The sequence below is a fragment of the Rhizobium sp. BK196 genome (assembly GCF_014193255.1).
In the GTDB taxonomy this organism is placed as follows: Bacteria; Pseudomonadota; Alphaproteobacteria; order Rhizobiales; family Rhizobiaceae; genus Rhizobium.
On record NZ_JACHZB010000008.1, the window covers coordinates 1 to 24,494 of the forward strand.

Consider the following 24,494-nt stretch of genomic DNA (forward strand, 5'->3'; position numbering starts at 1 on the left):
AGTCTCTTTCCACGGCATCAACACCTCCCGCCAAAAAGCGAAAAGTGTTACCCATGTCTCCGGTACGAAACGTCACCTATCTCTCGGGTCGGGCATTCCAGCGATGTCCAGCAAGGTTCTTAGGCCACCGAAAATGCCGAATTCCCGATGCGCCTGCGCTTCCTGTCGTACAAAGCTCAGGTTTTTGTGAACCCGGCTCCGTCATTTTCCACCCCTCGATATATCCATAAATTCAACCTGTCCGCGAACGCCGAACGCCACCGCAAGATTAATGGGGTCTGCCGAATGCGGTTTCTTGATCCCGCACCCCACAAAGAAGCTCACGTTTGGAAGCGGATCGCTTTCTAAGCCTTCGATTCTAGAGCAATTCGCAAAACGTATTCGATCTGCTTCTCCGGATTCAGTAAGATATCTCTTTAATATATCTATCGTCTGCTCTTCCGGGCTTTTGTGTGACTGGAGCGTTTCTCCATACACATAGATGGCCAACATACAAAATACGAAAGATAATACTACCCAACGACACAGCGTCTTACCGGGAGGAAAAATCATTCTGTACCTGTAGATGCGACTGAAATCAGGGGTTGGCTTATATGCTGAATTCCTTTTTTGTTTATGGCAATTGTCAATCGCGCATCCGGGAAGGCCAAAATTGGTATCGGCGGCGGGACAGCCTGATAGTTCGTCTGAAGAACATGCAAACTGGGGATGAGTTTGAAAGATTTCTTATCGGTGTGCGCCGGGATTGGGTTTCTCGCATCAGGGGCGATTGCACAAGATGCGGCGCCGGGATCGGTTGAGGAGCTAATGAGCGACCTTGCGAGCACCAATCCTTTGCTGCACGCGATTTTCACAGATCATATGGATGAAGCGAAGGACATAAACGCTACCTTTCAGGCCGGAGACGAGGAGGCCGCGATAAAAGCCGCAGACGCCATGATTCGAAAATACGGCAACCCCGCGTTCTCGCGTGCGAGCGACGATTCTGCGATTGAGGTGCTGAAGAGGGCGGGGGATGTCATTGGTGCTCTGGCTGATCATTATCCGCGAGGATGCATCGAGTTCGCTCATAATGATATCTCTTCCGAAGCGCTATCCATTCCACGCGTGAGCGTGGCCTATCGGAAATATCAGGAGGCTCAACGTCTTGCATATGAGGACGGAAAGGATCGCAAACCGATTCCGAGAATGGAAATCGGAGATATGTTTCAGGTAGTTACCGAGGATCTGAAAGTAAGCAGAGCCGAGCTACATACGTTGCTGAATCCAGAAAGCGTTGCCGCCATCGAACTCTGCGCGATCATAGGAAAGGATCTCAATATATCAGCCGTGCGGGAGCCACAGCGAGGTCAATACGCGAGGGCCAATATATCATCGAAGAAATAGCACTCAGTATTTTCAAATGGGAAGCGCGATATGTCGATGGTTCTCGCTTTGGCTGAGCTGGCGATGCCCGGTCCCTCTCAATCATCCCCGAAGATGTTGATCGGTCGGTATTGGCGGTGTGCGATCGCAAGCGTCCGATCTGGGCGAATGATATAGGTTTCCTCGACTTGCCGGCCGTACTGGTCGATGAAATTGTGCGGGAAGGTCGAGCCGACTGGCGACTTGGTGAGCTTCGAGCGCGGCTGACCGTTATAAGTGATGCTGCCAGGAATAGGTTCGAGGCCCGGGCCGGTATAGTCGACGGTCGTGCAGCCGGCGAGCGCTAGCGCGCCAATGAGGCCAAGTGCGATCAGTTTCATGTCGGATGCCTTTCGTTCCGCAGCATGACGCCATTCTACCGCAAATCGCCGAAAGCTCACGACACAAACGGCGTCGCTGACTTCAACCCTTCGAGAAGAGCTTTGCGACCAATAGTTTATGGCTTGGCGAAAGTGACCCCGCCGGGCATATTGCCGCTCTCGGCCCGATCTGCTAGAGCGGCGCTGTCGAAAAAGGCAGGACCGGATGAGGTAAGCCCGGTCCCTTCCACTATCGGAAGCTCTGCTCCGTGTTTCACACGAGAACCCGCGACGTGGCCCGCATGCGAATGCGGGGCCCGGCGGCATGCGGAGCGTTAGAAAACGCACTCCTCCGGGATTTTATTCTCAAAGGAGACAGTCATGCGTTTGAACCATCTTGATTTCTACGTGCCCGATATCGCCGCTACGGCGGATTTCTTCCTGCGTTATTTCGGCCTGTCATTGCAGGGGATGAACGAGCGGATCGGCCGGGCGATCCTTCATGACGAGCAGGGCATCGAAATCGTCTTGAGCCGCCCGCTGCCGAAATTCGGCGGTGCCGACCAGGTGGAATTGCAGCGGCAGACCTATCATATCGGCTTCATCCTCGCCGAAAGATCGGATGTCGACCGGCTATATGAGTGCCTGCTGGCAGATGATGCCGCTATCTCAGGACCGCCTGCCGCCATTCGCGGCGGCTGGCTCTTCTATTGCACTGCGCCCGGCAACATTCTTGTCGAAGTCGGTTGGCGTCCACCAGTCTGAAGAGAGACCCGAAACGAAAATGGGCGGCCGAAGCCGCCCATCCTCACTCAATCACGACATCAGCTCAGAATTCAGTCCAGTCGGCTTCCTGGCTGTTGGATGGAGCGGTTGTGCTGTTCATACCAAAGGCGCTGGCGATCTTCTGGCCGAGGGCGCGGGCTGGCGAAGCCGCCGGGCGCGCGGTGCTTTCGGCAACGCGGACCGGGGCTCTTGCGGCCGGTCGTGCGGCGGCGCGCGGAGCGGGCGGTGCCGTCGGGATCGACGCGCGCGCGACGAAGCCGCCGGTGCCCGACAGGCGGAACTGGCCGAGCAGGTTGTTGAGCGCCGTTGCTTCAGTCGCAAGATTGTAGCTTGCCGCGGTGGATTCCTCGACCATGGCCGCATTCTGCTGCGTGCCTTGGTCCATGGTGTTGACGGCGGTGTTGATCTCCTGGAGGCCGATTGACTGTTCGCGGGCGGCTTCGGCGATCGCATGGACGTGCTGGTTGATTTCCTGCACTTCGGAGACGATCGCATCGAGCGCCTTGCCCGTTTCCCCGACCAGCGAGACGCCGGTCTGCACATGCGTGCCGGATGTGGTGATCAGCGCCTTGATTTCCTTGGCGGCGTTTGCAGATCGCTGGGCGAGTTCGCGCACTTCCTGGGCGACGACGGCAAAGCCCTTGCCGGCATCGCCTGCGCGCGCAGCCTCGACGCCGGCATTCAACGCCAGCAGGTTCGTCTGGAAGGCGATATCGTCGATGACACCGATGATATTGCCGATCTCGACGGAAGACTGCTCGATCTGCTGCATGGCAGCAACCGCCTTGCGGACGACGTCGCCGGATTTCTCTGCACCAAGGCGGGTGAGGGCAACGAGCTGGCTTGCTTCTTCGGCGCGCTTTGCCGCGTCCTTCACCGTCGTGGTGATCTCTTCGAGCGCTGCTGCCGTTTCTTCGACGGACGCTGCCTGCTGCTCGGTGCGCTTCGAAAGCTCGTCGGCAGACGACCGGATTTCGTTGGCGCCGGCGCTAATGGCACGGGCGTTCGAACCGACCGTGTTCATCGTCTCGTTGAGCTTTTCGACGGAATTGTTGAAGTCTTGGCGCAGATCCTCGAGATGCGCGACGAAAGGCGTTTCGATATGCGAGACCAGATCACCCGCCGAGAGCCGGCGCAGACCGTCGCCGAGTGCGCTGACCGCGCGCTCGAGCTCGGCAGCTTCCGCGGTCTTCTGCGCTTCACGTTCGCGGCGCTCGTTGTCGCTGAGGCTGCGTTCGGCTTCGGCGCGGGCTTCGAGCTGGATGCGCTCGATCGCATTGTCACGGAAGACCGAGACCGCTTCCGCCATCTTGCCGACTTCGTCGCGGCGGTCGAGGCCGGCGATTTCGCTGTCCGTGTCGCCTTCTGCCAGGCCGGTCATCCGATCGCGCAGCTTTGCCATGGGGGTGGTGATGCCGATCTGGGCGACGACGACACCGAGACCGATGGCGCCGATGACGGCAATGCCGATGAGCGTGAAGCAGAGGTTGATGCGGTCGTTGACGGCGGCCGAGAGCGCGTCGCCACCGTCGTTGAGAGTGCTCATCATCGCGTCGTTATTGGCCGTCATCTTCGGCGTCAGCACGTTCAACTTAGAATTCATCTGCGCAACGGTCTGTTGAACGGCGGCGCTATCCTTGGCCCTTGCTTGTTCGGTCACCTTGTCAGAAAGGACTGCCAGTTCATCGATACCCGCCAGGATTTCCTCGATCGCCGCCTTGCGGCTCGGTACCAGCTCGAGCGCCTGTTTCAACCGGTCTCGAGCCTGCGGCAGCTTGCTGGGCGTGGAAATCGCCGTTGCGAAGGCCGGGGTATCAGGTTTGATGTTGGCAAGCATGCTCGCCTGCAGCACGGCGGAGACAATCGAGGCGCTGGCGCGCGACCCTTGCATTGCAGCGACGGCTTCATGATCGATGAAGGCGCTGTAGGTCGCATCCGCGCCGCGGAATTCGGAAATGATGTAAATCAGCCCGCCCATCGCGATCACCCCGAGAAGCGCGACGACAGAGATGATTTTTGTACGGATTTTCAGATGTTTCAGCATGGAAATGTCACCCGATGAGCCGGGCATGTTGCTGACCCGGTGTGCTTGAAATCACTTGTTGCAGAATGATTCTTTGGTATGGCGCTGGTGGGATACCTTAGGAGCTTCGACATGCGCATCATGCGGTCGGCCGGTGGGGTCGATGTCGTCGCACCAAATAAGATGGGATATTGTTTAATTCCGCGCTAACGGTATCGGGTGATTCCCCGCAAAATGTGTGGGGCATGGCTGTCTCGCGTCCAGGGATAAATAAATACAATTTATGCGAAATTTTGTGTGACGGCGTTCGCCTCGCAGCTCACGAAATACTTGTCTTGAAGGCGGCGGCATGTGCTTTTGATTCCGTCCTGTCGCAAGGTGCCGCCCAACCGGACTATATTCCGCGATGGATATGATTCTGTTACATCTCAGCCTGTGGCCAAGCGCCGCTTCTGACCCCCGAGGCAGGTTATAATGGTGCAATCTAAGCTGGCGTTTCCGGCCCTCAGGAGGATTTTTGTCCTCTGCCTGTTTTCGTTTGCGCTGTTTTCGGCGTTTTCCGTTTTTGCGCAGCAATCGGGCCTCTCCGTGCCGCTGCTTTTCGATTCCCGCGAGCGCCTGGCCAAGCCCGATCTCTCCTCGCTCGTGCGCCTGCGTTTCCTGACCTCGGTGGACTTCCCGCCCTTCAATTTCACCGACCAGAACGGCAAGCTCTCCGGCTTCAACGTCGATCTCGCCCGCGAGATCTGCACCGAGCTGGAGATCGCCGACAAGTGCCAGATCCAGGCGCTGCCCTTTGCCGACCTGCAGAAAGCGCTGGCCGGCTTGCAGGGTGACGCCGTCATCGCCGGCCTCGCCGTCACGCCCGAGCTGCGCCGCGAGTTCCTCTTCTCCCGCCCTTATCTGATGCTGCCGGCCCGCTTCGTCCGCAATACGGCCGCCTCGGTGACCGGAACGACGGCGGCCGGCCTCGCCGGCCATTCCGTCGGCGTCGTCAAGGGCACGGTGCATGAGGCGATGCTTGCTGCCTTTTTCCCCGCCATCAAGGCTCAGGCCTTTGACAATAAGGAAGCGCTGCTGACGGCCTTGAAGGGACGTAAGATCGATGCTGCCTTCGCCGATGCGCTGCAGCTTTCCTTCTGGGTCGCTTCGTCGGCTTCGGACAAATGCTGCGCCCTGTTCGATGGTCCCTATCTGTCCGAGCATTTTCTGGGCGAGGGCATGACGATCATGCTGCGCCAGAACGACAGCGTGCTGACGGCAGCGATCGACCACGCGCTGGCAACGCTCTCGCGCAATGGCCGCCTGCAGGAACTCTATCTGCGTTATTTCCCTTACGGGCTCTACTAGCAATTCCAGCAAAAGTGTGTAGCGGTTTTGCGTCCGGAATTGCGTAAAAACAAATAGATGGAGCATTTCCGGGTTTCGAAGAAAAACGGAAATGCTCTAAATCCGATGAAGCTTTAGCCCTTGCGGAAGCGGGCGATCGCGCTGCGCTCGATGGCAGCGCAGGTCAGTTTATCGAGGCCGAGGCGATCGCGCAGCAGGCTGAGCAGCCGCAGTTCTTCGGCCTTGACGGAAAGATCCGCGGAGGCGACTTCGACCGCTAGCGCATAGGCCGTGTCGTAGAGCCGGGCAGGCAACGTATCGCGCACGGTCTCCAGCACCACATCCAGCCCTTCCGGACCGGCCAGCAGCGAGGCGCAGTCGCGAGCGACGGAGATCAGATTGTCGTCGTCGAAATCGCGGAACACCGGCAGGAAGCCGATGAGCTGGCCGATCCTCTCCAATTCCCGGTCGTTCATGGTGCTGTCGACGGCAGATGCCATCACCATCACATAGATCAGCGCGTCATGGGCGGAAAGCGGCTTGTTCATGTCTGATTCCCTCTTCGATGAGCGGAGATTAGGAATTGGCGATCTCTATTACAAGGGAGCGGCGGTTTCGGGCCGGGGCGCAGCCGCCGGCCTGCGGCGCGGGTCCTCGCCGTGAATGCCCTGTTTTGCCTGCTTTGCCTTTTCGCCGGCAGCGTCAAGCGGTGAGCCCGGCTGCGCCTCCACCCAGCCGTTTTCGACCAGCCATGTGCCGATATCCTGCTGCCCCAGCCGGCAGGCAGCACTTGCCATATCCTCCCATGCGTCGGAAGGCAGGTCGCAATCGATCGCGCGGTTGCGCAGGTAAAGCCGCAGCGCCGTCTTCGCCATCATGCCGCATGGCCACTGCTTGCCATCCGATCCGCAACTCTTGTCGGTGGGCGTCTCGATGACATTGGCGATCTGCAGCCTGCGTTTGCCGAAGGAGAGGATGCCGGCGCTCTCCACCGTCGGCCGCAACAGTTCCACGCTGTCCTTTCCGTCCGGTGCGGGCGGCACCGTCTCAGCCGTCGCGGGAGCGTCTTGCGCCGTTTTATCCATCGGCGCATTTTCGGCGGAACCCTTTGCATTTTCAGGCGGAGCCGCTGCCGGGTTTGACGGTGCAGGCTCGGTTGTCCGGGCGATCAGTGCCGCATCCTCCTCGGTCAAAGATGCAGCCGGATTTGCCACATCGGGCAGCGCCGCGGCCACGTTTCCGGCATCGGCGTCAGATGACAGACCTCCGCCCCCATTAAGCCGCGCTTGCCCGGCCAAGAGCAGGCCGACCACAACCGCCATCCCCGCGATACCTGTGATCAAGGCTGCAGGGCGCATGATTATTTTCCTATTGGCTGGCCCAGATGATGCGGGCAATCCATTCGACGTCGGAAAGCTCGATCGTCCGGTTGGGATGTTCGGGATTGAGCGACAAAAGTTCGATGGAGCGCGGGCTCTGGCGCAGGAGCACCTTGGCCATGACCTCGCCCTCGCGTGTCTTGACGACGACACGATCGTTGCGGCGCACCTGCGCACCGGGCTCTACGATCAGCACATCGCCGTCGCGATAGAGCGGCATCATGCTCTCGCCCTGTACCTCAAGCGCATAGACGCCGGCCTTCTGTGAGGGGCCGGCCGGAAATTCCACTACATCCCAGCCCTGGCCTGCAGGAAAACCGCCATCGTCGAAAAAGCCGCCGGCACCCGCCTGCGCAAAGCCGAGCAGCGGAATGGAGCTTCCCTGCGACGCAAAAATACCCTCCGGCAGGCTGGCGGCCGCGCCCGCCGGCCGCATGAAGCCGAGGAACTGCTCCATGCTCGCTCCCGTCGCCTCCAGCACCTTGGCGATGGATTCCGTCGAAGGCCAGCGCAGGCGTCCGTCCGACGAAAGCCGTTTGGATTTGTTGAAGGAGGTCGGATCGAGCCCCGCCCGTCGCGCAAGACCAGACGGCGTCAGGTCATGCCTTTCGGCAAGCCTGTCGATCGCTCCCCAGATCTGGTCATGTGACAGCATATGCGTCCGGTCCCGCGGTCCGTCCGGCCGCTTTCTATCGCCGGCAGATTAACCGAGGCATTTCCTCGAGTAAAGCGAAAATGAGGAATAAAATCCTGTCGGCGGATGGTTCGGCTCAGGCGACCATCGCCATATTGATCTTGCCGAGTTGGATGACCGCCTGCGTACGGCTGTCGACGTTGAGCTTCAAGAGGATGGCCGAGACATGCGCCTTGATCGTCGCTTCGGAAACGCCGAGTTCGTAGGCGATCTGCTTGTTCAAGAGCCCTTCGCCGAGCATGGTCAGCACCCGGCTCTGCTGCGGTGTCAGCGTATGCAGGCGGTGGATGAGGTCGGCGACATCGGGGTCTTGTTCCTGTCCGTCGCGATAGCTCTCCGGCGTGGCAATGTCGCCCGCGAGAACTGTCAGGATACTGCGGCGGATATCCTCGATGCCCGAGGATTTCGAAATGAAGCCGGAAGCGCCGAGCTCTAGTGCCCGGCGGATCGTCGTGGTGTCATCGGTTGCCGAGATGATGACGATCGGCAGGCTGACGAATTCGGAGCGCAGCGCCATCAGCCCGGAAAAACCGCTGACTCCAGGCATGGCGAGATCGAGCAGCATCAGGTCCGCATCCGGGTGCTCGGCCGCGGCCGTTCTCGCCGCGGAGAAGTCCCCGGCTTCGACGATCTCCTGCCGTCCGTCCATGCCGGTCACCGCCTGCCGCAACGCGTCGCGGAAAAGCGGGTGGTCGTCAGCGATGATGATGGTCTGTTCCTGCATCGAAAACTCCCTCCCAAGAGCTCGATCCCGTCAGTCCTGTCCGGCTCCCCGCACGAACATGACTTTCTACTTATATGAGTATAACCGGCTCAACTCCGCTGCGGAAGAGGATTGGCCTCATCCTCAGCCCGGAATTCCCGAACTATACCCATGAAACTGCGCATCATCCGCTCCATGATGCCGATCGAGCGGTCAACTTCCGCATCCGTCGGCAAGGCGGGTCGGGCGGCTGTATTCTTCTCCAGCGCACTCACCCGGTCGGCAAGCCGGTCCAGTTCGTCCTCATAGGCGGCGCGTTCATCGGCCGCCATGCGGCAGACCAGCGCCCCGTCCTTTTCGGTGCAGAGCGACATCGCCCCCGTCTGCCGGTCGAGGCGCACGAAATGGTCGCCGCTGCGCTCGAGCTGGAAGCGGGTTGCGTCTGGCTCCGCCGCCAATGCCGCAAGCGGTAGCAGACCGGCGGCAAGCGTGATTGCAAATGCCTTCATCGTCTCATCCTCCGCAAAGCGTGGTGTCTGTCCGTTTTTGCGCCTGCAGGCGTGGACATCACCGCCTCTTTGGGGCAAAGCCCTCATCAGGAAGGCCAGCCCCCTCTCAACAAGGCGAGCCAACAGGATCATCATGACCGCGACACCGACCCTTTACAAGATCGTGCCGGAGGCGCTCTGGCAGGAAGCCAGACAAACCGGCGTTTTTCATGGCGCCGGCATCGATATCAAGGACGGCTTCATCCATTTCTCGACGGCAGATCAGGTCAAGCAGACGGCAGCTCTGCATTTTGCCGGCCAGGCTGGCCTTGTCCTCGTCGCCGTCGACGGTCGCAATTTCGGTGACAAGCTGGTCTTCGAACCCTCGCGGGGCGGTGCTTTCTTCCCGCATCTTTATGCCGATCTGCCGCTTTCGGCCGTGCTCTGGGAAGCGCCTTTGCCGCTCGACGATGCCGGCCTCCACATTTTCCCGGAGCTTGCCAAGTGATCGATTCTTTCAAGCGCATTGCCCGCCGCGGTCTCTTCCTCTTCGATCCGGAAACCGCGCACGGCATGTCGATTGCCGCACTGAAATCAGGTGTCATGCCCGCCTGCCGTATCGCGCCCGATCCGCGCCTGCGCCAGACCGTTGCCAACATCGATTTCCCCAATCCGCTCGGCATGGCGGCAGGCTATGACAAGAATGCCGAAGTGCCGGAGGCATTGCTGAAGCTCGGCTTCGGCTTCACCGAGATCGGCACTGTCACCCCGAAGCCGCAGACGGGCAATCCGCGCCCGCGCATCTTCCGCCTGGTGGAGGATGAAGGCGTCATCAACCGCCTCGGCTTCAATAATGAGGGTCACGAAGCCGCCCTCCGCCGTCTCTCGCAGATCGGCCGCACCGGCATTATCGGCGTTAATATCGGCGCTAATAAGGATAGCGAAGACCGTATGGCCGACTACGTCGCCGGCATCCGACGCTTCTATTCCGTCGCCCGCTACTTCACCGCCAATATTTCCTCGCCCAACACGCCGGGCCTGCGCGACCTGCAGGCGCGCGAAAGCCTTGCCGCACTCCTGTCGGCTGTGTTGACGGCGCGTGATGAGGAAGCGGAGAAAGCCGGCCGAAAAATCCCGATCTTCCTGAAGATCGCCCCTGATCTTACCGAAGAGGGCATGGATGACATTGCTGCGGAGGCGCTGTCGCATGCGCTGGATGGTCTCATCGTATCCAATACGACGCTTTCGCGCGACGGCTTGAAGGATCAGCTCCAGGCGAAGGAGGCTGGCGGTCTCTCCGGCGCGCCGCTGTTTGAGAAGTCGACGGCCGTGCTTGCCAAGATGCGCAAGCGTGTGGGGCCAGCTCTCCCGATCATCGGCGTCGGCGGCGTCTCCTCGGCTGAAACGGCGCTGGAAAAGGTCAGGGCCGGGGCCGATCTCGTGCAGCTCTATTCCTGCATGGTCTATGAAGGTCCCGGCCTTCCCGGCACGATCGTGCGCGGTCTGTCGAAGCTGCTCGATCGCGAGAAGGTTGCCTCGATACGGGATATCAGGGACAGCCGCGCCGATTACTGGGCAGCACGAAAGGTCTGAGCCGCCCGCGGCTTGATCAGCACCGCCAGGAAGAAGCCGCGAAACAGCAGGAAGGCATTCATCGCCAGCCATAGGCCATGATTGCCGAAGAGCGGCACGAAGACGGCGAGCATCGCAAGATATCCTGCAAAGGACATCAGCATGCGGTTACGCATGTCGACAGACCATGTCGCGCCGATGAAGACGCCGTCCATCAGGAAGGCAAGCGCGCCCGTCAGTCCCGTTATCGCGGCCCAGGGCAGATAGGTCTCGGCCGCTGCCTGGACCTCAGGCGAACTGGTCAGTCCGGAGATCAGAGTGGGGCCGGCGAAGTAGAAGAAGGCGGAAATGATCGCCGCCAGGCCGAAGGACCAGAGGGCCGTAAGCCTCAAACCGCGGTCGAAGGCTGGCCGATATCGCGCGCCGATCGCCCGCCCGGTGATCTGTTCGGCGGCATTGGCAAGCCCGTCGAGATAATAGCCCGACAGGAGGAAGAAGTTCATAAGCACCGCGTTGGCCGCAAGGGTAATAGCGCCGAAGCTGGTGCCGATGCGGGTCATGATCGCGAAGGAGCCGATCAGCACGAAAGTGCGGATCAGGATGTCGCGGTTCAGCGCGAAAAGCTCGGCGAGTTTGCTGCGCGAAAATATCTCCATACTGTTTGGCCGGTGCGCGTTGTCGAAGCCGCGCAGCACGATGAAGAGACCGGCAACCGCCCCTGCCGTTTCGCCCGCCATCGTGCCCCAGGCGACACCCGAGACTCCCCAGTCGAGCGTCAGCCCGAGATAGATGGAAAGCAGGATGTTGATGCCGTTGATCAGCGCCTGCAGCAGCAGCCCCATTCGACCCTGTCCGCGTCCGAGCACGAAACCGAGCAGCGCGTAATTGGCAAGCGCTGCCGGTGCCGCGAGGATGCGGATCGAGAAATAGGTACTGGTCGCCTCGGCAATCTGTCCCTCGGCCCCCATCAGCTTCAGTCCGACAAGGATCAGCAGCGGTGACAGCACCAGAAGGGCCAGACCGGAGCCGAGCGCGGAGACGATTGCCCGCCAGAAGACGGCCTGCTGCTCATGCGCATCGCGCCGCCCGAGCGCCTGCGCCGTCAGGCCGGTGGTCGAGGCGCGCAGGAAATTGAAGCTGCCCATGATGAGATCGAACAGCATGGCGCCGATGGCGAGCCCCGCCAGCGCTTCCGGATCGCCCATATGGCCGACGACGGCGGTGTTGGTGATGCCGAGCAGCGGCGTGGTCATGAAGCCGAGCGTCATCGGAATGGCGATCGACAGCACCAGCCGATGCGTCACGTCGAAGGCCAATGTATTTCTGTTGCTGCCGGTATCCATATCCGCCTCGTGAGGATCGAGGCGGAATCGCCTCAGCTGGAAAGCACCATGGCCCAATAGGGCAGGTTTTTGGAAGACGTATTATGTGCAACGGCAACGCCGAGACCGCTATAGCGGCCGAGCATATTTTCCAGATGATGGGGGGAATTGATCCAGGCGGTGACGACTGCATCGACGCTCTGCTGACCGGAAGCGATATTTTCGGCAGCCGGCAGGACAACACCGCTCGCCTTCACGCGGGCGCCGAAACTGTCCGTTATGCCCATCAGATGCTTCATCCTGCCCGCACTTGCCATACGCTTGGCCTGGAAGATGGCGGCGGCACTTGCATGCGGATCGACGCTGAGCGGCGGCAGGCCGTTCCTGGCGCGAAGCTGGTTGACGAGCGGCAGTGCCGAGGCGGTCTCGTCTGCGGCATTGGAAGGCGTGCTCGCAAGCTTCGGAGTCGTGGTGCAGCCGGCAATGCCGGCCGCGAGTGCGAGGCCCGAAAGCTGCAGCAGGCCGCGGCGAGAAAGGATGATTGAGCTCATGTTATTTGCGATAGCTGAAAAGACGGATGATGATGAAGATCGGGATGACGATGGTGGCGCCGAGGAGGAGATAGTCGCCGACGCGGCCGAGCGCAGAGAAGCCCTGCCGCCATAGATGGATCACGAAATCGCGGAAATTGTAGATGAGCTCCCAGGGCGTAAGGCCGAAGATGGCCATGACGAAGCCGACGATCAGCGACACCACCAAAAGCTTGATGATCGTGCGGCCAATGGAATCGCCGAGGAACCTGTTCACCTGATCGGACATGCGCCATCTCCTGTTTGCCTTGAGATACGGTCGCGGCGATTCGCCCGCAAGCCTTTTCCGCCAAGACAGCACCGCCTCTGAAATAGGACTTGAGTTTTTTTGTGGCCGAAGCCAAATGCCGTCAGCCAAAGGGTCCGATCATGCAGCCAAGCCAGCTTTCCTCCGGCGATGTCATTGCAGACCGCCGCGCCGACTATGCGAAGATGCTCGACGAGGGCGGCGAAGCGGAAGCGGCAGCCGAATTGATGGAGCAGGCGCTGGAATTGGCACCCACCTGGGCAGCAGGCTGGTATCGCCTCGCCACATACCGCGAAAAGGCGGGCAGGGCCGATACGGCCGTCGAAGCCTATCGCCGCACGCTGGAGCTTGACCCCGACGATATCTTCGGCGCCGGCCTGAAACTTGCCTTGCTCGGCGATGCCGAAATTCCGGCGCAGCCGTCGAGCCGCTATGTCGAGCGTCTCTTCGATGATTATGCCGATCGCTTCGAGACCTCGCTGGTGGAGAAGCTGGATTATTCCGTCCCGCAGAAGATCGCCGCGCTCGTCGCGTCTACCGGCCGACACTATCAGCGTGCCGTCGATCTCGGCTGCGGAACCGGCTTGCTCGGTCTGGAAATCCGCGCTCATGTCACAGAACTCGAAGGCTTCGACCTCTCGCAGAACATGCTGGCGAAGGCTGCGGAAAAGCGTGTCTATGACCATCTCGCGCAAGCCGATCTGTCGCTGGCGCCCGAAGCCTCCGGTCTCTTTGCCGACGGCGGGCGGCACCGCGCCGATCTCGTCACCGCCGCCGATGTGCTGATGTATCTCGGCAATCTGGAAAGCGTCTTCGCGATCGTCGACAAGCTTGCCGCACCAGGCGCCGATTTCGTCTTTTCAGTCGAAGATGGCGGCGATGGAGAGGGTTTCTACCTGGCCCCGTCGCTGCGCTATGCCCATTCTGAAATCTATGTGAAAGGGCTCGCGGCAGCGCACGGTCTCGAAATCCGCAATAGCGTCAAAACGACCATTCGCAAAGATGGCGGCAAACCGGTTTCCGGTATTCTGTTCCTTACGCGCAAAACCATCTGAACGCATGTTTCTTGCGATTTTAAAATAGGTCAGCATTGCTTACATATTTCGCTTGCGTGCAACCTTGTAAGGCCTGATAATCCGGTCATTCCGTGAGAAAGCGATGCGCTCCTAAAGCGCAGCACGCGCTGCATCCACCCTTACATCCCTCTACCTCCGGTCTGACCGGAGCAGCCGCCATCGGAGATCGCGACATGAGCCAGCTCATCAGTGCCCTCGGTTTCTGGAATACCACTGCGACGCGTCACACGCCGATCGAGGATGTGCAGGGCATATTCTCCGGCAGCCTCGTTTCCGCTCTCGGTCTTTACGTTCTTGCCAGTGCCGGCCTTCTGACCGGCAGCACCGCCGGCATTGCCTTCCTGCTGCACTACGCCTTCGGCGTGAATTTCGGTCTCGCTTTTTTCCTGCTCAACCTGCCCTTCTTCTATCTCTCGTGGAAGCGCCTCGGTACGGCCTTCACGATCAAGACCTTCATCGCCATCGGCCTGACCTCGGCTCTGACCAGCCTGCAGCCCAAGGTCATGGAAATCGCCGCCATCCATCCGGTCTGGGCGGCGCTTCTTGGCGGCCTGCTGCTCGGCTTCGGCCTTCTGGCGCTCTATCGTCATCGCGCCAGCCTCGGCGGTGTCGGCATTCTCGGCATCTATATGCAGGAGCGTTTCGGCATCCGCGCCGGCTTCGTGCAGCTCGTCGTCGACATGTGCGTGCTGGCGGCCGCCTTCTTCGTCACCACGCCGCCGGTCGTCTTCTATTCCGTGCTCGGTGCGGTCGTTCTCAATCTCTTCGTCGCGATCAATCACAGGGCCGACCGCTACATCGCGCTCTAGGCAGTTCCAACCTTACAAATCGGTAAGCCGTTCTAAACAAAACGTAACTTGCTTGTGATCGTCGCAGGCGCGACACTTTTCCTCGCGCCGGATATGATGAGGTAAGCTATGTCGGATTTGGAAAAGCTTGTCAGACGCCGCATGCAGGAAGAATACGCCAAGGGTTCTTCTGCAGAGGAAATCGCCAAGGTCGTTCGCGACATATTCAACAGCACCGACCTCTCGGGCAAATGGCTTGGAGCCGTTGCAGCACGGGCCACGACCGATCACAGGTGACCGTATGATCAACCGACCCGAAATTTTCGGGTCGGTCGCTGGGAAGAATTCCCTGCAGGTAGAATCAGGCTGCCTTCTGCGGGGCATCGATCGGATGCTGGCTGCGGAAGCCGACGGCAAGCCGGTTCCAGATATTGATCGTGCCGATCGCAACCGTGATCTTGGTCATTTCTTCTTCGGAGAAATGCGCCTTCAGGGCTTCGTAATCGGCATCCGGTGCACCGGTTTCGGCAATCTTCGTCACCGCATCCACCCAGCCGAGCAGGGCGCGTTCGCGGGCGTCGTAAACCGGCGATTCCCGCCATACGCACATCAGGTTGATCCACTGTTCGGAAAGCCCGTGATGGCGCGCTTCCTTCGAATGCATGTCGACGCAATAGGCGCAGCCGTTGATCTGCGAGGCACGAAGCTTGATCAGGTGAATGAAGCGCTTATCCAGTCCGGACTCCTGTACATACTGCTCCAGTGCGACGACGGCCTTGTAGGCATCCGGAGCGGCTTTGCCGAAGTTGAAACGTGCTTGCATGGTATTTCTCCTTAGGTTTGGAATTGGGGTTGGTTTGTATCGAGGCTCAGCGAGCCGCTTTTCTTTCATGCAATTCCATGAAAGCGCAGCCTCTGGCGGCGATCCCGCCGTCATCATCTGCGGAAAGTTCAGCCAGGATATCGGCGATGCTGGTGCTTGCGAGTTCGGCGCGATAGGCGCGCTCGGCCCTGAGCATCGCCGCCGTGATCTGGCACGGCTTGGTGAAATAGCGCTGCGGCAATGGGTTCGGCCCCCGCTGGCGGATTTCTGAACAGCGGAAGGCAGGCGCCGGTCCCTCGACCGCGAGCACAATATCGAGCAGCGAAATATCCTCCGGCCTCTTCGCCAACCGATAACCACCCTTCGGCCCCGGCACTGTCTCCAGGATCCCGGCCCCCGAAAGCGCCTGCAGATGCTTTAAGAGATAGCTCGTCGAGACACCGTGAAATTCGGCGAGGGCTGCTGCCGATAGCACGCCGCCCGCCGAAAGCCCTGATAGGGCCGCTGTGCAATGAATGCTCTGTTCGACGCCGTCACCAAGCTTCACAGCCGATCTCCTTTAATCGTAGATATTATTTATCCACGATTATGCCGGGGAGTCAATACCGCTTCTATTCGCCCGCATTTGAACTACATTTGCCCCGTGGATCAGATCGATGCCGAGACCAGCCTTGCCTTGCCCACCCCCTTCCTTCGCTGGTTCGCGGAAAAGGGCTGGCGCCCGCGCGCCCACCAGCTTGAATTGCTGGCTCGTGCCGAAGCGGGCGAGAGCACGCTGCTCATTGCTCCGACCGGCGCCGGCAAGACGCTTGCCGGCTTCTTGCCGGCGCTGACCGACCTCACGCGCCGCGGTAGGATTCCGCCAGGCTCGGCCTTCACTGGCATCCACACGCTTTACGTCTCGCCACTGAAGGCGCTGGCCGTCGATATCGAGCGCAATCTCATGAAGCCCGTTACCGAAATGGGCTTGCCGATATCGATCGAGAACCGCACCGGCGATACGCCGAACGCCAAACGCCAGCGCCAGAAGCTCAACCCGCCCGATATACTCCTGACGACGCCGGAGCAGGTGGCGCTGCTTCTGGCAAATCGGGAGGCGGAGCGCTTCTTCAAGGATTTGAAATACGTCATCTTCGACGAACTCCACTCGCTCGTTACCTCAAAGCGCGGCCATATGCTCTCGCTCGGCCTTGGCCGGCTGCGCAGGCTTGCACCCGATCTAAAGACGATCGGTCTTTCGGCGACCGTCGCCGATCCCCTCGATCTGCAGAAATGGCTGGTGGCGCAGGTGCAGGGAAGGGAAAATCACGCCAGCCTCGTCCTCGTTGACGGCGGCGCAAAGCCCGATATCTCCATCCTCAATACCGAAGAGCATATTCCCTGGGCGGGCCATTCCGCTAAATATGCTATTCCGGATGTCTATCGGCAGCTGATCGACCATCAGACCACACTGCTCTTCGTCAATACCCGCTCGCAGGCCGAAATGCTGTTTCAGGAGCTGTGGACCGTCAACGAGGAGAACCTGCCGATCGCGCTCCACCACGGTTCGCTGGATGTTGCCCAGCGCCGCAAGGTCGAAGCCGCCATGGCAGCCAACAAGCTGCGGGCCGTCGTCGCCACCTCGACGCTCGACCTTGGCATCGATTGGGGCGATGTCGATCTCGTTATCCATGTCGGCGCGCCGAAAGGCGCTTCCCGTCTTGCCCAGCGCATTGGCCGCGCCAATCACCGCATGGACGAGCCGTCGAAGGCGATCCTCGTTCCCGCCAACCGTTTCGAGGTGATGGAGTGCCAGGCGGCACTCGATGCGAATTACATCGGCGCGCAGGACACGCCACCCGTCGGCCGCGGCGGGCTTGATGTGCTCGCCCAGCACGTGCTCGGCATGGCCTGCGCCGAACCTTTCGATATGCTGGAGCTCTATGACGAGATCACCAGCGCCTCGCCCTATGTCGATCTTTCATGGGAAACCTTCGAGCGCGTCGTCGATTTCGTCGCGACCGGCGGTTACGCGTTGCGTACCTATGAGCGCTATGCCCGCATCCGCAAGACCAAGGAGGGCCGCTGGCGCGTTTCCAATCCGCAGGTCGCCCAGCAATATCGTCTGAACCTCGGCACCATCGTCGAAGATCCGATGCTGAATATCCGCATGGCAAAGCGTGGCGAGGGCGGCAGGCTCGGCCGCCCCGGTGCCGTGCTTGGCAAGGTCGAGGAATATTTCCTCGAACAGCTCGCACCGGGTGACACCTTTATCTTCTCCGGCAAGGTACTGCGTTTTGAGGGTATCAGGGAGAGCGAGGCGCTCGTCAGCCCGGCCTATTCCTTTGATCCGAAAATCCCGTCCTATAACGGCGGCAAGTTTCCGCTCTCGACCTATCTCGCCGATCAGGTCCGCTCGATGCTGGATGATCCGGACCGCTGGCACCGACTGCCGGATCAGGTGCGCGACTGGCTCTCGCTGCAGAAGGAAAAATCCCTGCTGCCGAAGCACGAGGAACTGCTGATCGAAACCTTCCCGCGTGGCAGCCGAGGCTACATGGTCATCTATCCCTTCGAAGGGCGGCTGGCGCATCAGACGCTCGGCATGCTGCTGACCAGGCGTCTGGACAGGGCAGGGGCAAAACCCCTCGGCTTCGTCGCCACGGACTATTCTCTTGGCGTCTGGGGCCTCGAGGATCTCGGCCTGATGATTGCCAATGGCCGCCTCAGTCTCTCCGATCTCTTCGATGAGGATATGCTGGGAGACGATCTGGAATCCTGGCTGAACGAATCCTTCCTTTTGAAGCGCACCTTCCGCAATTGCGCCGTGATTGCAGGCTTGATCGAACGGCGCCATCCGGGCAAGGAAAAGACCGGCCGGCAGATCACTGTCTCGGCCGACCTCATCTACGATGTGCTCAGAACCCACGAGCCTGACCACATCCTGCTGCAGGCGACGCGACAGGATGCGGCGTCGGGACTTTTGGATATTTCCCGCCTTGGCGATATGCTGAAGCGAATCAGGGGCCACATCACCCATCGGCCGCTGGACCATATCTCGCCGCTCGCCGTGCCGGTCATGCTGGAAATCGGCAGGGAATCGGTGCCGGGTCAGGCTCATGACGCACTGCTTGCCGAAGCCGCCGACGATCTGATCGCCGAGGCGATGGGCTGACGAGTGGGCCTGAGAAATCGGGCTGGAAACGACTGGAATGACGAGAGTGATGAACCGCTTGGCGCTCGCCCGTGACATGACTGGTCTTGCCGCAATACCGGGCGTCGAAACCGCCATTCACGGTGTTGCTGCCGTTTGCGATCCGCTTGGCGCGCTCTATCTGCCGGATGCCGGCATTCTCGTCGTCTCCGACCTGCATCTCGAAAAAGGGGCAGCCTTTGCCCGCCGCGGCATGATGCTGCCGCCCTATGATACGCTGGCGACGCTCACAGTGCTCGCCGCCGTCATCTCCCGTTACGATCCGAAGATCGTCATTTCGCTCGGCGACAATTTCCACGACCGCGTCGGCTCAGAGCATCTGCCGGATGCCTTCCGCACGCTGATCGTCGAAATGGCCCGCGGCCGCGAATGGATATGGATCAATGGCAACCATGATCCTGATGGCACCGTCGATCTGCCTGGCGCCTGTTCGGACGAGCTATACTATGCCGGCCTGATCTTCCGCCACGAGCCGCGCGAAGGCCTGCAGCAGGGCGAGATCGCCGGTCACCTACATCCTGCCGCCACCGTCCGCCGCCGCGAAAAATCCGTCCGCCGTCCCTGCTTCGCGACAGACGGCGCCCGCTTGCTGATGCCGGCTTTCGGTGTCATGAGCGGCGGGTTGGACCTCGGCCACAAGGCGATGAAAGGCCTCTTCGACAATGCCTTGCTGATTGCCCATCTTCTCGGCCGCGACCGGATCTATTCGGTCCGCTATGGCAATTTGCGCGGCTGACGCATTCTCCTTCCCCGCGAAGGGAAGGGTTCAATTGCATCCCTGCAACTGCTGCTGATAGGACCCGGCCATCCGGGCGAATTTCTGCGCCGTCTGCTGCAATTGTCCGTTGTTGCGCCAGTCGCCGCGCCTGTAGCCGGTCGGGCCGGAATAATAGGCGAGGTAGAGATTATAGGCGTCGTTGAGCGGAATGCCGGTCGCTTGGGCGTTGCTGTAGTGGTACCAGCCGATGAAATCGATCGCGTCGGAAAAATTTGTCCGTCGTGCGGCCCAGTTGCCGGTTTCCGACTGGTAGTGGTCCCAGGTTCCGTTCAGTGCCTGCGAATAGCCATAGGCGGTCGACGGCCGCGTCCAGGGAATGAAGCCGAAAAGTTTCGTGCGTGGCGGGCGCGCATAGGGCTGGAAGCCGGATTCGACATACATGGTCGCCATCAGGATCGGCACCGGCACGCCATATTTCTTCTCCGCACGCTCCGCAGCACCCTGCCAGCTTGTGAAGAGCCCGTCTTTCTGGTCGAAGACGGCGCAGATATTCTTCGTCTGGCGGGGCGCTGTCGCGCAGCCGGCAAGCAGGGCCAGTCCGACGAACGCGAGCACGATACGAGTACGCATGATACAAACCTCTCGTTTCCGAGAGATTACTAACTCGTAAACGTTAAAGAGCGGTTTTTATGCGAATACGAGATGTTCCGGCAGTTTTTTCCGGGGCCAGGGATTGGTGCCGTCCCGCAGCCAGAGCAGAGTGTCGAGCCAAAAGCCGGCGGCGTGACGCGCGTGGAAAAGATCGAAATGCCCGATTTTCGGAAATCCGAGATCTTCCGGCGTCAGCAGCACTTCTTCCACCTTTGCGTTGCGATAATGGGAAAGACCGCGCCTGATGGCGTGGACGGTCGCAATCTCGTCATCGGTGACGGTGAGGCTCAGGATTGGCGCATGAAAATTTTCGAAGGGCTTCGAGGCGCCGGCCCTTTCGGTAGCCGGCGGATGAGGATCGATCCATCCCCGCTGGAACGCCCAGTCGAACGCAACGCCCCTCGGCAGATCCTCGAGCCAGTCGAGACGCCGCCCTGGAAAATAGCCGAGCAGCAAGGTCGCCGCTGGCATGAAAAGATGCCATTTCAGCAGCAGCCGCCAGCGGTGCGCGGGGGCATAGTCTCGCCAGTTCCCATGTTGGGCGCCGACGGCAAGCATGCGCGTGATGCGGTCGACATGGGCCGAAAGGCCGGGCAGAAAGCCGCCGATACTGTGTCCGACGACGAAAAGCGGCTGGCCGGGCCGCTGGCCTTCCATGAAAAGCAGCGCCGCATCGAAATCCAGTTCGCCCCAGTCCCGCCAGCGATAGCCGCAGTTGCGTAACCGTTCTGGGCGCGACAGGCCGATGCCGCGATAATCATAGGTCAGCACGTCAAAGCCGTGTTCGGCGAGAAAGCGCGCATAATAGTGATAATAACGTGCCGCAACGCCGGTCGCCGGATTGATGACGACGCTGCCGATGCTGTTGTAGCTGATGGCACTCCAGAGATGGCCGCGAAGTTTAATGCCATCACGGCATCCGATCACGACAGTTCCCGCCTCCTGTGCAAGGTCGCTCTTCCTCCGCTTGCTTGCAGCCGGCATATGTCTCTCCCTTGCCTGCGCTTTGGCGGGAACAGTAAGTGACAGTTGATGTTGAGGATACTCACTAGTCGGTATACATTGCCGGCATGGTCAAATCTGCTTCCGACACACGCGAACGCATCGTTGCCGCCGCCGCCAAACTGTTCTACAGCGAAGGCATTCGGGCCGTGAGCGTCGATGCCGTGGCGGAGAAGGCTGGTGTCACCAAGCGCACCCTCTATTATCATTTCGACAGCAAGGACGATCTGATCGCCGCCTATCTGGAAACCCGGGATCAGCCCAATCTCGCTGTCTACAGGCGCTGGTTTGCAGAAACGGACGGCGATCTCGCGGCGAAGGTAAAAGGCATTTTCGACAATCTCGCCCGTTCTGCCCGACATCCGAAATGGAAGGGCTGCGGTTATCTCAGAACCTCCGCTGAGCTTGCCAATATGCCCGGCCATCCCGCCATCAAGGTTGGCGCCGCGCATAAGAAGAATGTCGAGCAATGGCTCGCTGCTCTCTTCGAGGAACAGCATCTTATCGAGGCGCCGAAACTCGCCCGCCAGGTCATTCTGCTGCTCGACGGCTCCTTTGCCGCCGTGCTCCTGCATCGCGATCCTAACTATATGGGAACAGCAGGCGAAGCGGCCGCAGCCTTGCTGGCTGCAGCCTGTAAAGGCAAATGATCAGATAGCTCTGACAGGCTCGTAGCGCAGGATCACTGCGCCGCTCTTCGTCACAGACGAGTCGAGCAGTTTCAGGGGCTGCTGTGCATCCGCAGGCTTGAAATGCGGATTACCGCCGCCGAGAATGACAGGCACCAGGCAGATGCGAATTTCATCCACCAACCCCGCCTTCAGAAGGGTATCGGCGAGCTCGGCGCTGCCGAAGATGAAGATCGTCTTGCCATCCTCTTCCTTCAGCCGCTTCAGTTCGGACACTGGATCATTGACGACGCGCGTATTGTTCCAATCCGCCTTTTCCATGGTCCGCGAGACAGCGATCTTGGCGATGCCGTTCATATAAGCCTTGATCTTCTCTTCGCCCTCGGCGGTCGGCCAGTAGGCGGCCATGCCCTCATAGGTCTTGCGGCCGAAGACCAGAAGATCGCCCTCCTCGCCGAACTGCTCGGCATATTTTTCGAGCTCCGGCCCCCAGGCCAGATTATGGAAATCGATATCCCACGGTTTCGATCCCTCGAAATAGCCATCCAGCGTCATCAGGTTCCAGACAACAAGCTTTCTCATTTCAGCCTCCATTCGCTCCGTGTCGATATTAAAACCAGTTGTGTTTAGAAACTGGTTAAACGTAACTCGACTGATAGCAAAATGCAAGCGGTTTTGAGGATGTATCGCGGAGCGTCATCGCTCACCCGTCATTGGCATCGGAGTGAGCTTCTGCCGCCGGGTATAACCTGCGCTTGGCTATTCGAAGGAAACTTCCAGAGGTCGTCGGCGACGAAAAATAGGTCCGGTCAATCCTTGCGGAAGATCAGGCTGGCGCCCCATCCCGTCAGCACGGCCAGCAGCACCGCAAAACAGCCGTAGAAAATCGGCTCCTCATGCGCCGCATCGGTGATCGTCTGCTCGATGCCGGTCTTGATGACCCGCAACGGCTGCGATTTCTGCGTCACGAACTTTCCGCTCTTGAACAGGTAGGCGCGTACCGTATGCACGCCGTTCGGAATATTGGCCGGCAGCCGCAGGCTTGCCTTGAAGAGATTGGAGGAGACGAAGCGCACCCCGCTCGGGTCGCGCTCGTATAGACCCCCGACCTGCTGCAGACGGCGAAAGGCGGTGCGGAATTCGTTGAGACTGTTGAAGTTGCCGGCAAAATCGATCGGGCGCAGCGGAATATGGTCGATGCCGATACCCTCTCCGGTCAGGTCGAGCGGCGTCGTGATGTCGTCAATCGAGCGCGAACTCGACATCGAGTAGGAATGCGGCACCTCGGCAAAGGTCATTGACGAGGTATTGATCCAGATGCCGAAGACCCGCTCCTTTTTGCGCACCGTGGCGTCTTCGCGCGGGCCTTCCAGAACCACGATGACGTCATACTGGCCGATGGCAAGCAGCAGGTCGTCGGTATTCGTCACCGCGCCGAAAATCGTCAGGTCCGCGCCGCGGAAATCGGAGGTAATGGCGATTTCGCTGGTGGAGGTACCGATTTCCAGCCCCTCGCGCTCGGCCCGCGTCGTTCCCTGTCCCGGCAGCAGCACCTGTGCCGCCGCAGCGACAGGCATGAGAAGGGTAAGGAGGAGCAGCAGGAGCTGAAGCATCAGTTCCCCATTCCCATGACCACCGAATAGATGTCTTCCGGCGTCACGACCAGAGCGACAGCGAGGCGCAGGCCGACGGCAAGAACGAGAAGGCCGAGCAGCGCGCGCAGCTGCTCGCCGCGCAGCCGCTGGCCGACGCGCACCCCGTATTGTGCACCGATGACGCCGGCGAGCATCAGGAAGAAGGCGAGCACGATATCGACGGAATAGTTGGTCGCGGCCTGCACGATCGTCGTATAGGCGGTGACGAAGATGATCTGGAAGAGCGAGGTCCCGACGACCACGTTGGTCGGGATGCGCAGCAGGTAGATCATCGCCGGCACCATGATGAAACCGCCGCCGACACCCATGACAGAGGTGAGGATGCCGATCGCAAAGCCGAGTGCCACGATCGGGATCACCGAAAGATAGATCTTCGATTTCTTGAACCGCACCTTGAGCGGCAGCTTGTGGACCCAGTGCTGGTGGCCGGGCCGGCGAGGGGCGGGCGCTTCGTTACGGGCTGCACGGCGCATGGCGTTGACGCTTTCCCAAAGCATCAGCCCGCCGACCGTGCCGAGGAAGATGACGTAAAGCAGGGAGATGAAAAGGTCGAGCTGGCCAACGGCGCGCAGCAGCGAGAAAATCCAGATGCCGACCGTCGCGCCCGAAAGACCGCCGACAAGCAGCACAGTGCCGAGCTTCACATCCAGCGTGCCGCGTCGGAAATGCGTGATCGCTCCCGATATCGAGGAAGCGACAACCTGGTTGGCCCCCGTTGCGACGGCAACGACCGGAGGAATGTTGTAGAAGATCAGGAGGGGCGTTATCAGAAAGCCGCCGCCAACGCCGAACATGCCGGACAGGAATCCGACGGCAGCCCCCATGCCGAGAATGATGAAGATGTTCACCGACAATTCTGCGATGGGCAGATAGATTGTCACAGCCGACCCCGATTATCGCCGCTCCCGCCGGAGCTGCTCTCTCACGTCCCCATTCGAATGGCGCATCCTACTGTGAAAACGTTGCCAGAGGCTTTCGAAGAAAAAAAGCATGGTCAGCAGGATGCGAGTCCCGATATGTCCCGCATAATCCGGCTTTTTTCAGGTTTTGTGACAGTTGGCACGAAAGTGCGCAAAGCCCTGCGGCAGGGTGCCGCCGGGTT

The 24,494-nt window shown here is 60.1% G+C and carries 28 protein-coding genes; 11 read left to right on the forward strand and 17 right to left on the reverse strand.

Annotated elements, in window-relative coordinates; all coding sequences use genetic code 11:
- Positions 1 to 708 precede the first annotated feature (708 nt).
- Positions 709 to 1,386, forward strand: a complete 678-nt coding sequence (locus FHT78_RS22885; RefSeq protein WP_183748872.1) for a hypothetical protein — start codon at positions 709 to 711, stop codon at positions 1,384 to 1,386.
- Positions 1,387 to 1,463: 77 nt separating this feature from the next.
- Here the strand turns inward: FHT78_RS22885 and FHT78_RS22890 are convergent, their stop codons facing one another.
- Positions 1,464 to 1,745: a hypothetical protein gene (locus FHT78_RS22890; protein ID WP_183748873.1), complete on the reverse strand. Its 282-nt coding sequence runs from the start codon at positions 1,743 to 1,745 to the stop codon at positions 1,464 to 1,466.
- A 360-nt stretch (positions 1,746 to 2,105) separates the two neighbouring features.
- On the opposite strand from FHT78_RS22890, the gene FHT78_RS22895 reads away from it, so the two are divergent.
- The gene (locus tag FHT78_RS22895) at positions 2,106 to 2,489 is read left to right on the forward strand and encodes a VOC family protein (protein ID WP_183748874.1); all 384 of its coding nucleotides are present in this window, start codon (positions 2,106 to 2,108) and stop codon (positions 2,487 to 2,489) included.
- Positions 2,490 to 2,553: 64 nt separating this feature from the next.
- Here FHT78_RS22895 and FHT78_RS22900 read toward each other — a convergent pair whose 3' ends face one another.
- Positions 2,554 to 4,554, reverse strand: a complete 2,001-nt coding sequence (locus FHT78_RS22900) for a methyl-accepting chemotaxis protein (protein WP_183749147.1) — start codon at positions 4,552 to 4,554, stop codon at positions 2,554 to 2,556.
- A 453-nt stretch (positions 4,555 to 5,007) separates the two neighbouring features.
- Between FHT78_RS22900 and FHT78_RS22905 the strand changes: the two genes are divergently transcribed.
- Positions 5,008 to 5,883: a transporter substrate-binding domain-containing protein gene (locus FHT78_RS22905; protein ID WP_183748875.1), complete on the forward strand. Its 876-nt coding sequence runs from the start codon at positions 5,008 to 5,010 to the stop codon at positions 5,881 to 5,883.
- Between the two features lie 113 nt (positions 5,884 to 5,996).
- On the opposite strand, the gene FHT78_RS22910 is transcribed toward FHT78_RS22905, so the two are convergent.
- From FHT78_RS22910 to FHT78_RS22930, 5 genes are all read right to left on the reverse strand, one after another.
- Positions 5,997 to 6,410 (reverse strand): tellurite resistance TerB family protein, encoded by a 414-nt coding sequence (locus FHT78_RS22910; protein WP_183748876.1) that lies wholly within the window; start codon positions 6,408 to 6,410, stop codon positions 5,997 to 5,999.
- A 48-nt stretch (positions 6,411 to 6,458) separates the two neighbouring features.
- Positions 6,459 to 7,220, reverse strand: coding sequence for a thermonuclease family protein (locus FHT78_RS22915; RefSeq protein WP_183748877.1), 762 nt, complete (start codon positions 7,218 to 7,220; stop codon positions 6,459 to 6,461).
- Positions 7,221 to 7,230: 10 nt separating this feature from the next.
- Positions 7,231 to 7,896, reverse strand: coding sequence for a helix-turn-helix transcriptional regulator (locus FHT78_RS22920; protein WP_183748878.1), 666 nt, complete (start codon positions 7,894 to 7,896; stop codon positions 7,231 to 7,233).
- Between the two features lie 115 nt (positions 7,897 to 8,011).
- Entirely contained in the window at positions 8,012 to 8,659 is a 648-nt protein-coding gene (locus FHT78_RS22925; protein WP_183748879.1) for a response regulator transcription factor, read from the reverse strand.
- Between the two features lie 89 nt (positions 8,660 to 8,748).
- Positions 8,749 to 9,147, reverse strand: coding sequence for a hypothetical protein (locus tag FHT78_RS22930; protein ID WP_183748880.1), 399 nt, complete (start codon positions 9,145 to 9,147; stop codon positions 8,749 to 8,751).
- A gap of 133 nt (positions 9,148 to 9,280) precedes the next feature.
- Between FHT78_RS22930 and FHT78_RS22935 the strand changes: the two genes are divergently transcribed.
- Both FHT78_RS22935 and FHT78_RS22940 read left to right on the forward strand, forming a co-directional pair.
- Entirely contained in the window at positions 9,281 to 9,634 is a 354-nt protein-coding gene (locus FHT78_RS22935) for a DUF952 domain-containing protein (RefSeq protein ID WP_183748881.1), read from the forward strand.
- Entirely contained in the window at positions 9,631 to 10,719 is a 1,089-nt protein-coding gene (locus FHT78_RS22940) for a quinone-dependent dihydroorotate dehydrogenase (protein WP_183748882.1), read from the forward strand. Before FHT78_RS22935 ends, FHT78_RS22940 begins: the two co-directional genes overlap by 4 nt.
- On the opposite strand, the gene FHT78_RS22945 is transcribed toward FHT78_RS22940, so the two are convergent.
- The 3 genes from FHT78_RS22945 to FHT78_RS22955 are packed head-to-tail and all read right to left on the reverse strand — an operon-like array spanning position 10,695 to position 12,839.
- A complete protein-coding gene (locus tag FHT78_RS22945; RefSeq protein ID WP_183748883.1) occupies positions 10,695 to 12,041 on the reverse strand; it encodes an MATE family efflux transporter in 1,347 nt (448 codons plus the stop codon). The genes FHT78_RS22940 and FHT78_RS22945 overlap by 25 nt on opposite strands.
- A 32-nt stretch (positions 12,042 to 12,073) precedes the next feature.
- Positions 12,074 to 12,571: a CAP domain-containing protein gene (locus tag FHT78_RS22950; protein WP_183748884.1), complete on the reverse strand. Its 498-nt coding sequence runs from the start codon at positions 12,569 to 12,571 to the stop codon at positions 12,074 to 12,076.
- Position 12,572: 1 nt separating this feature from the next.
- Complete coding sequence (locus FHT78_RS22955; RefSeq protein ID WP_113298476.1) at positions 12,573 to 12,839, reverse strand: DUF6460 domain-containing protein; 267 nt, start codon at positions 12,837 to 12,839, stop codon at positions 12,573 to 12,575.
- Between the two features lie 140 nt (positions 12,840 to 12,979).
- Here FHT78_RS22955 and FHT78_RS22960 point away from each other — a divergent pair, with 140 nt between their 5' ends.
- The 3 genes from FHT78_RS22960 to FHT78_RS22970 all read left to right on the forward strand — a co-directional run bounded on the left by FHT78_RS22960 (position 12,980) and on the right by FHT78_RS22970 (position 15,018).
- On the forward strand, positions 12,980 to 13,912 hold the full coding sequence (locus FHT78_RS22960; protein WP_183748885.1) for a methyltransferase: 933 nt from the start codon (positions 12,980 to 12,982) through the stop codon (positions 13,910 to 13,912).
- Between the two features lie 194 nt (positions 13,913 to 14,106).
- On the forward strand, positions 14,107 to 14,742 hold the full coding sequence (locus FHT78_RS22965; RefSeq protein WP_183748886.1) for a YitT family protein: 636 nt from the start codon (positions 14,107 to 14,109) through the stop codon (positions 14,740 to 14,742).
- Positions 14,743 to 14,850: 108 nt separating this feature from the next.
- Positions 14,851 to 15,018, forward strand: coding sequence for a hypothetical protein (locus FHT78_RS22970; RefSeq protein ID WP_183749159.1), 168 nt, complete (start codon positions 14,851 to 14,853; stop codon positions 15,016 to 15,018).
- A gap of 64 nt (positions 15,019 to 15,082) precedes the next feature.
- Here FHT78_RS22970 and FHT78_RS22975 read toward each other — a convergent pair whose 3' ends face one another.
- Positions 15,083 to 15,544, reverse strand: coding sequence for a carboxymuconolactone decarboxylase family protein (locus tag FHT78_RS22975; RefSeq protein ID WP_113322942.1), 462 nt, complete (start codon positions 15,542 to 15,544; stop codon positions 15,083 to 15,085).
- Between the two features lie 46 nt (positions 15,545 to 15,590).
- Positions 15,591 to 16,091, reverse strand: coding sequence for an Rrf2 family transcriptional regulator (locus FHT78_RS22980; RefSeq protein ID WP_183748887.1), 501 nt, complete (start codon positions 16,089 to 16,091; stop codon positions 15,591 to 15,593).
- 96 nt (positions 16,092 to 16,187) lie between these two features.
- On the opposite strand from FHT78_RS22980, the gene FHT78_RS22985 reads away from it, so the two are divergent.
- Both FHT78_RS22985 and pdeM read left to right on the forward strand, forming a co-directional pair.
- Positions 16,188 to 18,698 carry a ligase-associated DNA damage response DEXH box helicase gene (locus FHT78_RS22985; RefSeq protein WP_183748888.1) on the forward strand — a complete coding sequence of 837 codons (2,511 nt, stop codon included), beginning with the start codon at positions 16,188 to 16,190 and terminating at the stop codon, positions 18,696 to 18,698.
- Positions 18,699 to 18,735: 37 nt separating this feature from the next.
- A complete protein-coding gene (gene pdeM, locus FHT78_RS22990) occupies positions 18,736 to 19,473 on the forward strand; it encodes a ligase-associated DNA damage response endonuclease PdeM (RefSeq protein WP_246715402.1) in 738 nt (245 codons plus the stop codon).
- A gap of 30 nt (positions 19,474 to 19,503) precedes the next feature.
- Here pdeM and FHT78_RS22995 read toward each other — a convergent pair whose 3' ends face one another.
- The gene (locus FHT78_RS22995; protein WP_183748889.1) at positions 19,504 to 20,085 is read right to left on the reverse strand and encodes a transglycosylase SLT domain-containing protein; all 582 of its coding nucleotides are present in this window, start codon (positions 20,083 to 20,085) and stop codon (positions 19,504 to 19,506) included.
- A gap of 57 nt (positions 20,086 to 20,142) precedes the next feature.
- On the reverse strand, positions 20,143 to 21,090 hold the full coding sequence (locus tag FHT78_RS23000) for an alpha/beta fold hydrolase (protein WP_183748890.1): 948 nt from the start codon (positions 21,088 to 21,090) through the stop codon (positions 20,143 to 20,145).
- A gap of 86 nt (positions 21,091 to 21,176) precedes the next feature.
- On the opposite strand from FHT78_RS23000, the gene FHT78_RS23005 reads away from it, so the two are divergent.
- Positions 21,177 to 21,758 (forward strand): TetR/AcrR family transcriptional regulator, encoded by a 582-nt coding sequence (locus tag FHT78_RS23005; RefSeq protein ID WP_183748891.1) that lies wholly within the window; start codon positions 21,177 to 21,179, stop codon positions 21,756 to 21,758.
- Here the strand turns inward: FHT78_RS23005 and FHT78_RS23010 are convergent, their stop codons facing one another.
- From FHT78_RS23010 to FHT78_RS23020, 3 genes are all read right to left on the reverse strand, one after another.
- On the reverse strand, positions 21,759 to 22,319 hold the full coding sequence (locus FHT78_RS23010; protein WP_183748892.1) for a dihydrofolate reductase family protein: 561 nt from the start codon (positions 22,317 to 22,319) through the stop codon (positions 21,759 to 21,761).
- A gap of 227 nt (positions 22,320 to 22,546) precedes the next feature.
- A complete protein-coding gene (locus FHT78_RS23015) occupies positions 22,547 to 23,353 on the reverse strand; it encodes a TIGR02186 family protein (RefSeq protein WP_183749149.1) in 807 nt (268 codons plus the stop codon).
- Complete coding sequence (locus FHT78_RS23020) at positions 23,350 to 24,273, reverse strand: sulfite exporter TauE/SafE family protein (RefSeq protein ID WP_183748893.1); 924 nt, start codon at positions 24,271 to 24,273, stop codon at positions 23,350 to 23,352. The genes FHT78_RS23015 and FHT78_RS23020 overlap by 4 nt, the downstream gene beginning before the upstream one ends.
- Between the last annotated feature and the right edge of the window lie 221 nt (positions 24,274 to 24,494).

Coding starts and splice junctions, on each gene's coding strand:
- FHT78_RS22885 (WP_183748872.1), top strand. CDS start 709: ATGAGTTTGAAAGATTTCTTATCGGTGTGCGCCGGGATTGGGTTTCTC.
- FHT78_RS22945 (WP_183748883.1), bottom strand. CDS start 12,041: ATGGATACCGGCAGCAACAGAAATACATTGGCCTTCGACGTGACGCAT.
- FHT78_RS22955 (WP_113298476.1), bottom strand. CDS start 12,839: ATGTCCGATCAGGTGAACAGGTTCCTCGGCGATTCCATTGGCCGCACG.
- FHT78_RS22890 (WP_183748873.1), bottom strand. CDS start 1,745: ATGAAACTGATCGCACTTGGCCTCATTGGCGCGCTAGCGCTCGCCGGC.
- FHT78_RS22915 (WP_183748877.1), bottom strand. CDS start 7,220: ATGCGCCCTGCAGCCTTGATCACAGGTATCGCGGGGATGGCGGTTGTG.
- FHT78_RS22960 (WP_183748885.1), top strand. CDS start 12,980: ATGCAGCCAAGCCAGCTTTCCTCCGGCGATGTCATTGCAGACCGCCGC.
- FHT78_RS22920 (WP_183748878.1), bottom strand. CDS start 7,896: ATGCTGTCACATGACCAGATCTGGGGAGCGATCGACAGGCTTGCCGAA.
- FHT78_RS22905 (WP_183748875.1), top strand. CDS start 5,008: ATGGTGCAATCTAAGCTGGCGTTTCCGGCCCTCAGGAGGATTTTTGTC.
- FHT78_RS23000 (WP_183748890.1), bottom strand. CDS start 21,090: ATGCCGGCTGCAAGCAAGCGGAGGAAGAGCGACCTTGCACAGGAGGCG.
- FHT78_RS23010 (WP_183748892.1), bottom strand. CDS start 22,319: ATGAGAAAGCTTGTTGTCTGGAACCTGATGACGCTGGATGGCTATTTC.
- FHT78_RS22930 (WP_183748880.1), bottom strand. CDS start 9,147: ATGAAGGCATTTGCAATCACGCTTGCCGCCGGTCTGCTACCGCTTGCG.
- pdeM (WP_246715402.1), top strand. CDS start 18,736: ATGACGAGAGTGATGAACCGCTTGGCGCTCGCCCGTGACATGACTGGT.
- FHT78_RS22895 (WP_183748874.1), top strand. CDS start 2,106: ATGCGTTTGAACCATCTTGATTTCTACGTGCCCGATATCGCCGCTACG.
- FHT78_RS22925 (WP_183748879.1), bottom strand. CDS start 8,659: ATGCAGGAACAGACCATCATCATCGCTGACGACCACCCGCTTTTCCGC.
- FHT78_RS22950 (WP_183748884.1), bottom strand. CDS start 12,571: ATGAGCTCAATCATCCTTTCTCGCCGCGGCCTGCTGCAGCTTTCGGGC.
- FHT78_RS22965 (WP_183748886.1), top strand. CDS start 14,107: ATGAGCCAGCTCATCAGTGCCCTCGGTTTCTGGAATACCACTGCGACG.
- FHT78_RS22910 (WP_183748876.1), bottom strand. CDS start 6,410: ATGAACAAGCCGCTTTCCGCCCATGACGCGCTGATCTATGTGATGGTG.
- FHT78_RS22995 (WP_183748889.1), bottom strand. CDS start 20,085: ATGCGTACTCGTATCGTGCTCGCGTTCGTCGGACTGGCCCTGCTTGCC.
- FHT78_RS23005 (WP_183748891.1), top strand. CDS start 21,177: ATGGTCAAATCTGCTTCCGACACACGCGAACGCATCGTTGCCGCCGCC.
- FHT78_RS22900 (WP_183749147.1), bottom strand. CDS start 4,554: ATGCTGAAACATCTGAAAATCCGTACAAAAATCATCTCTGTCGTCGCG.
- FHT78_RS22970 (WP_183749159.1), top strand. CDS start 14,851: ATGTCGGATTTGGAAAAGCTTGTCAGACGCCGCATGCAGGAAGAATAC.
- FHT78_RS22975 (WP_113322942.1), bottom strand. CDS start 15,544: ATGCAAGCACGTTTCAACTTCGGCAAAGCCGCTCCGGATGCCTACAAG.
- FHT78_RS22935 (WP_183748881.1), top strand. CDS start 9,281: ATGACCGCGACACCGACCCTTTACAAGATCGTGCCGGAGGCGCTCTGG.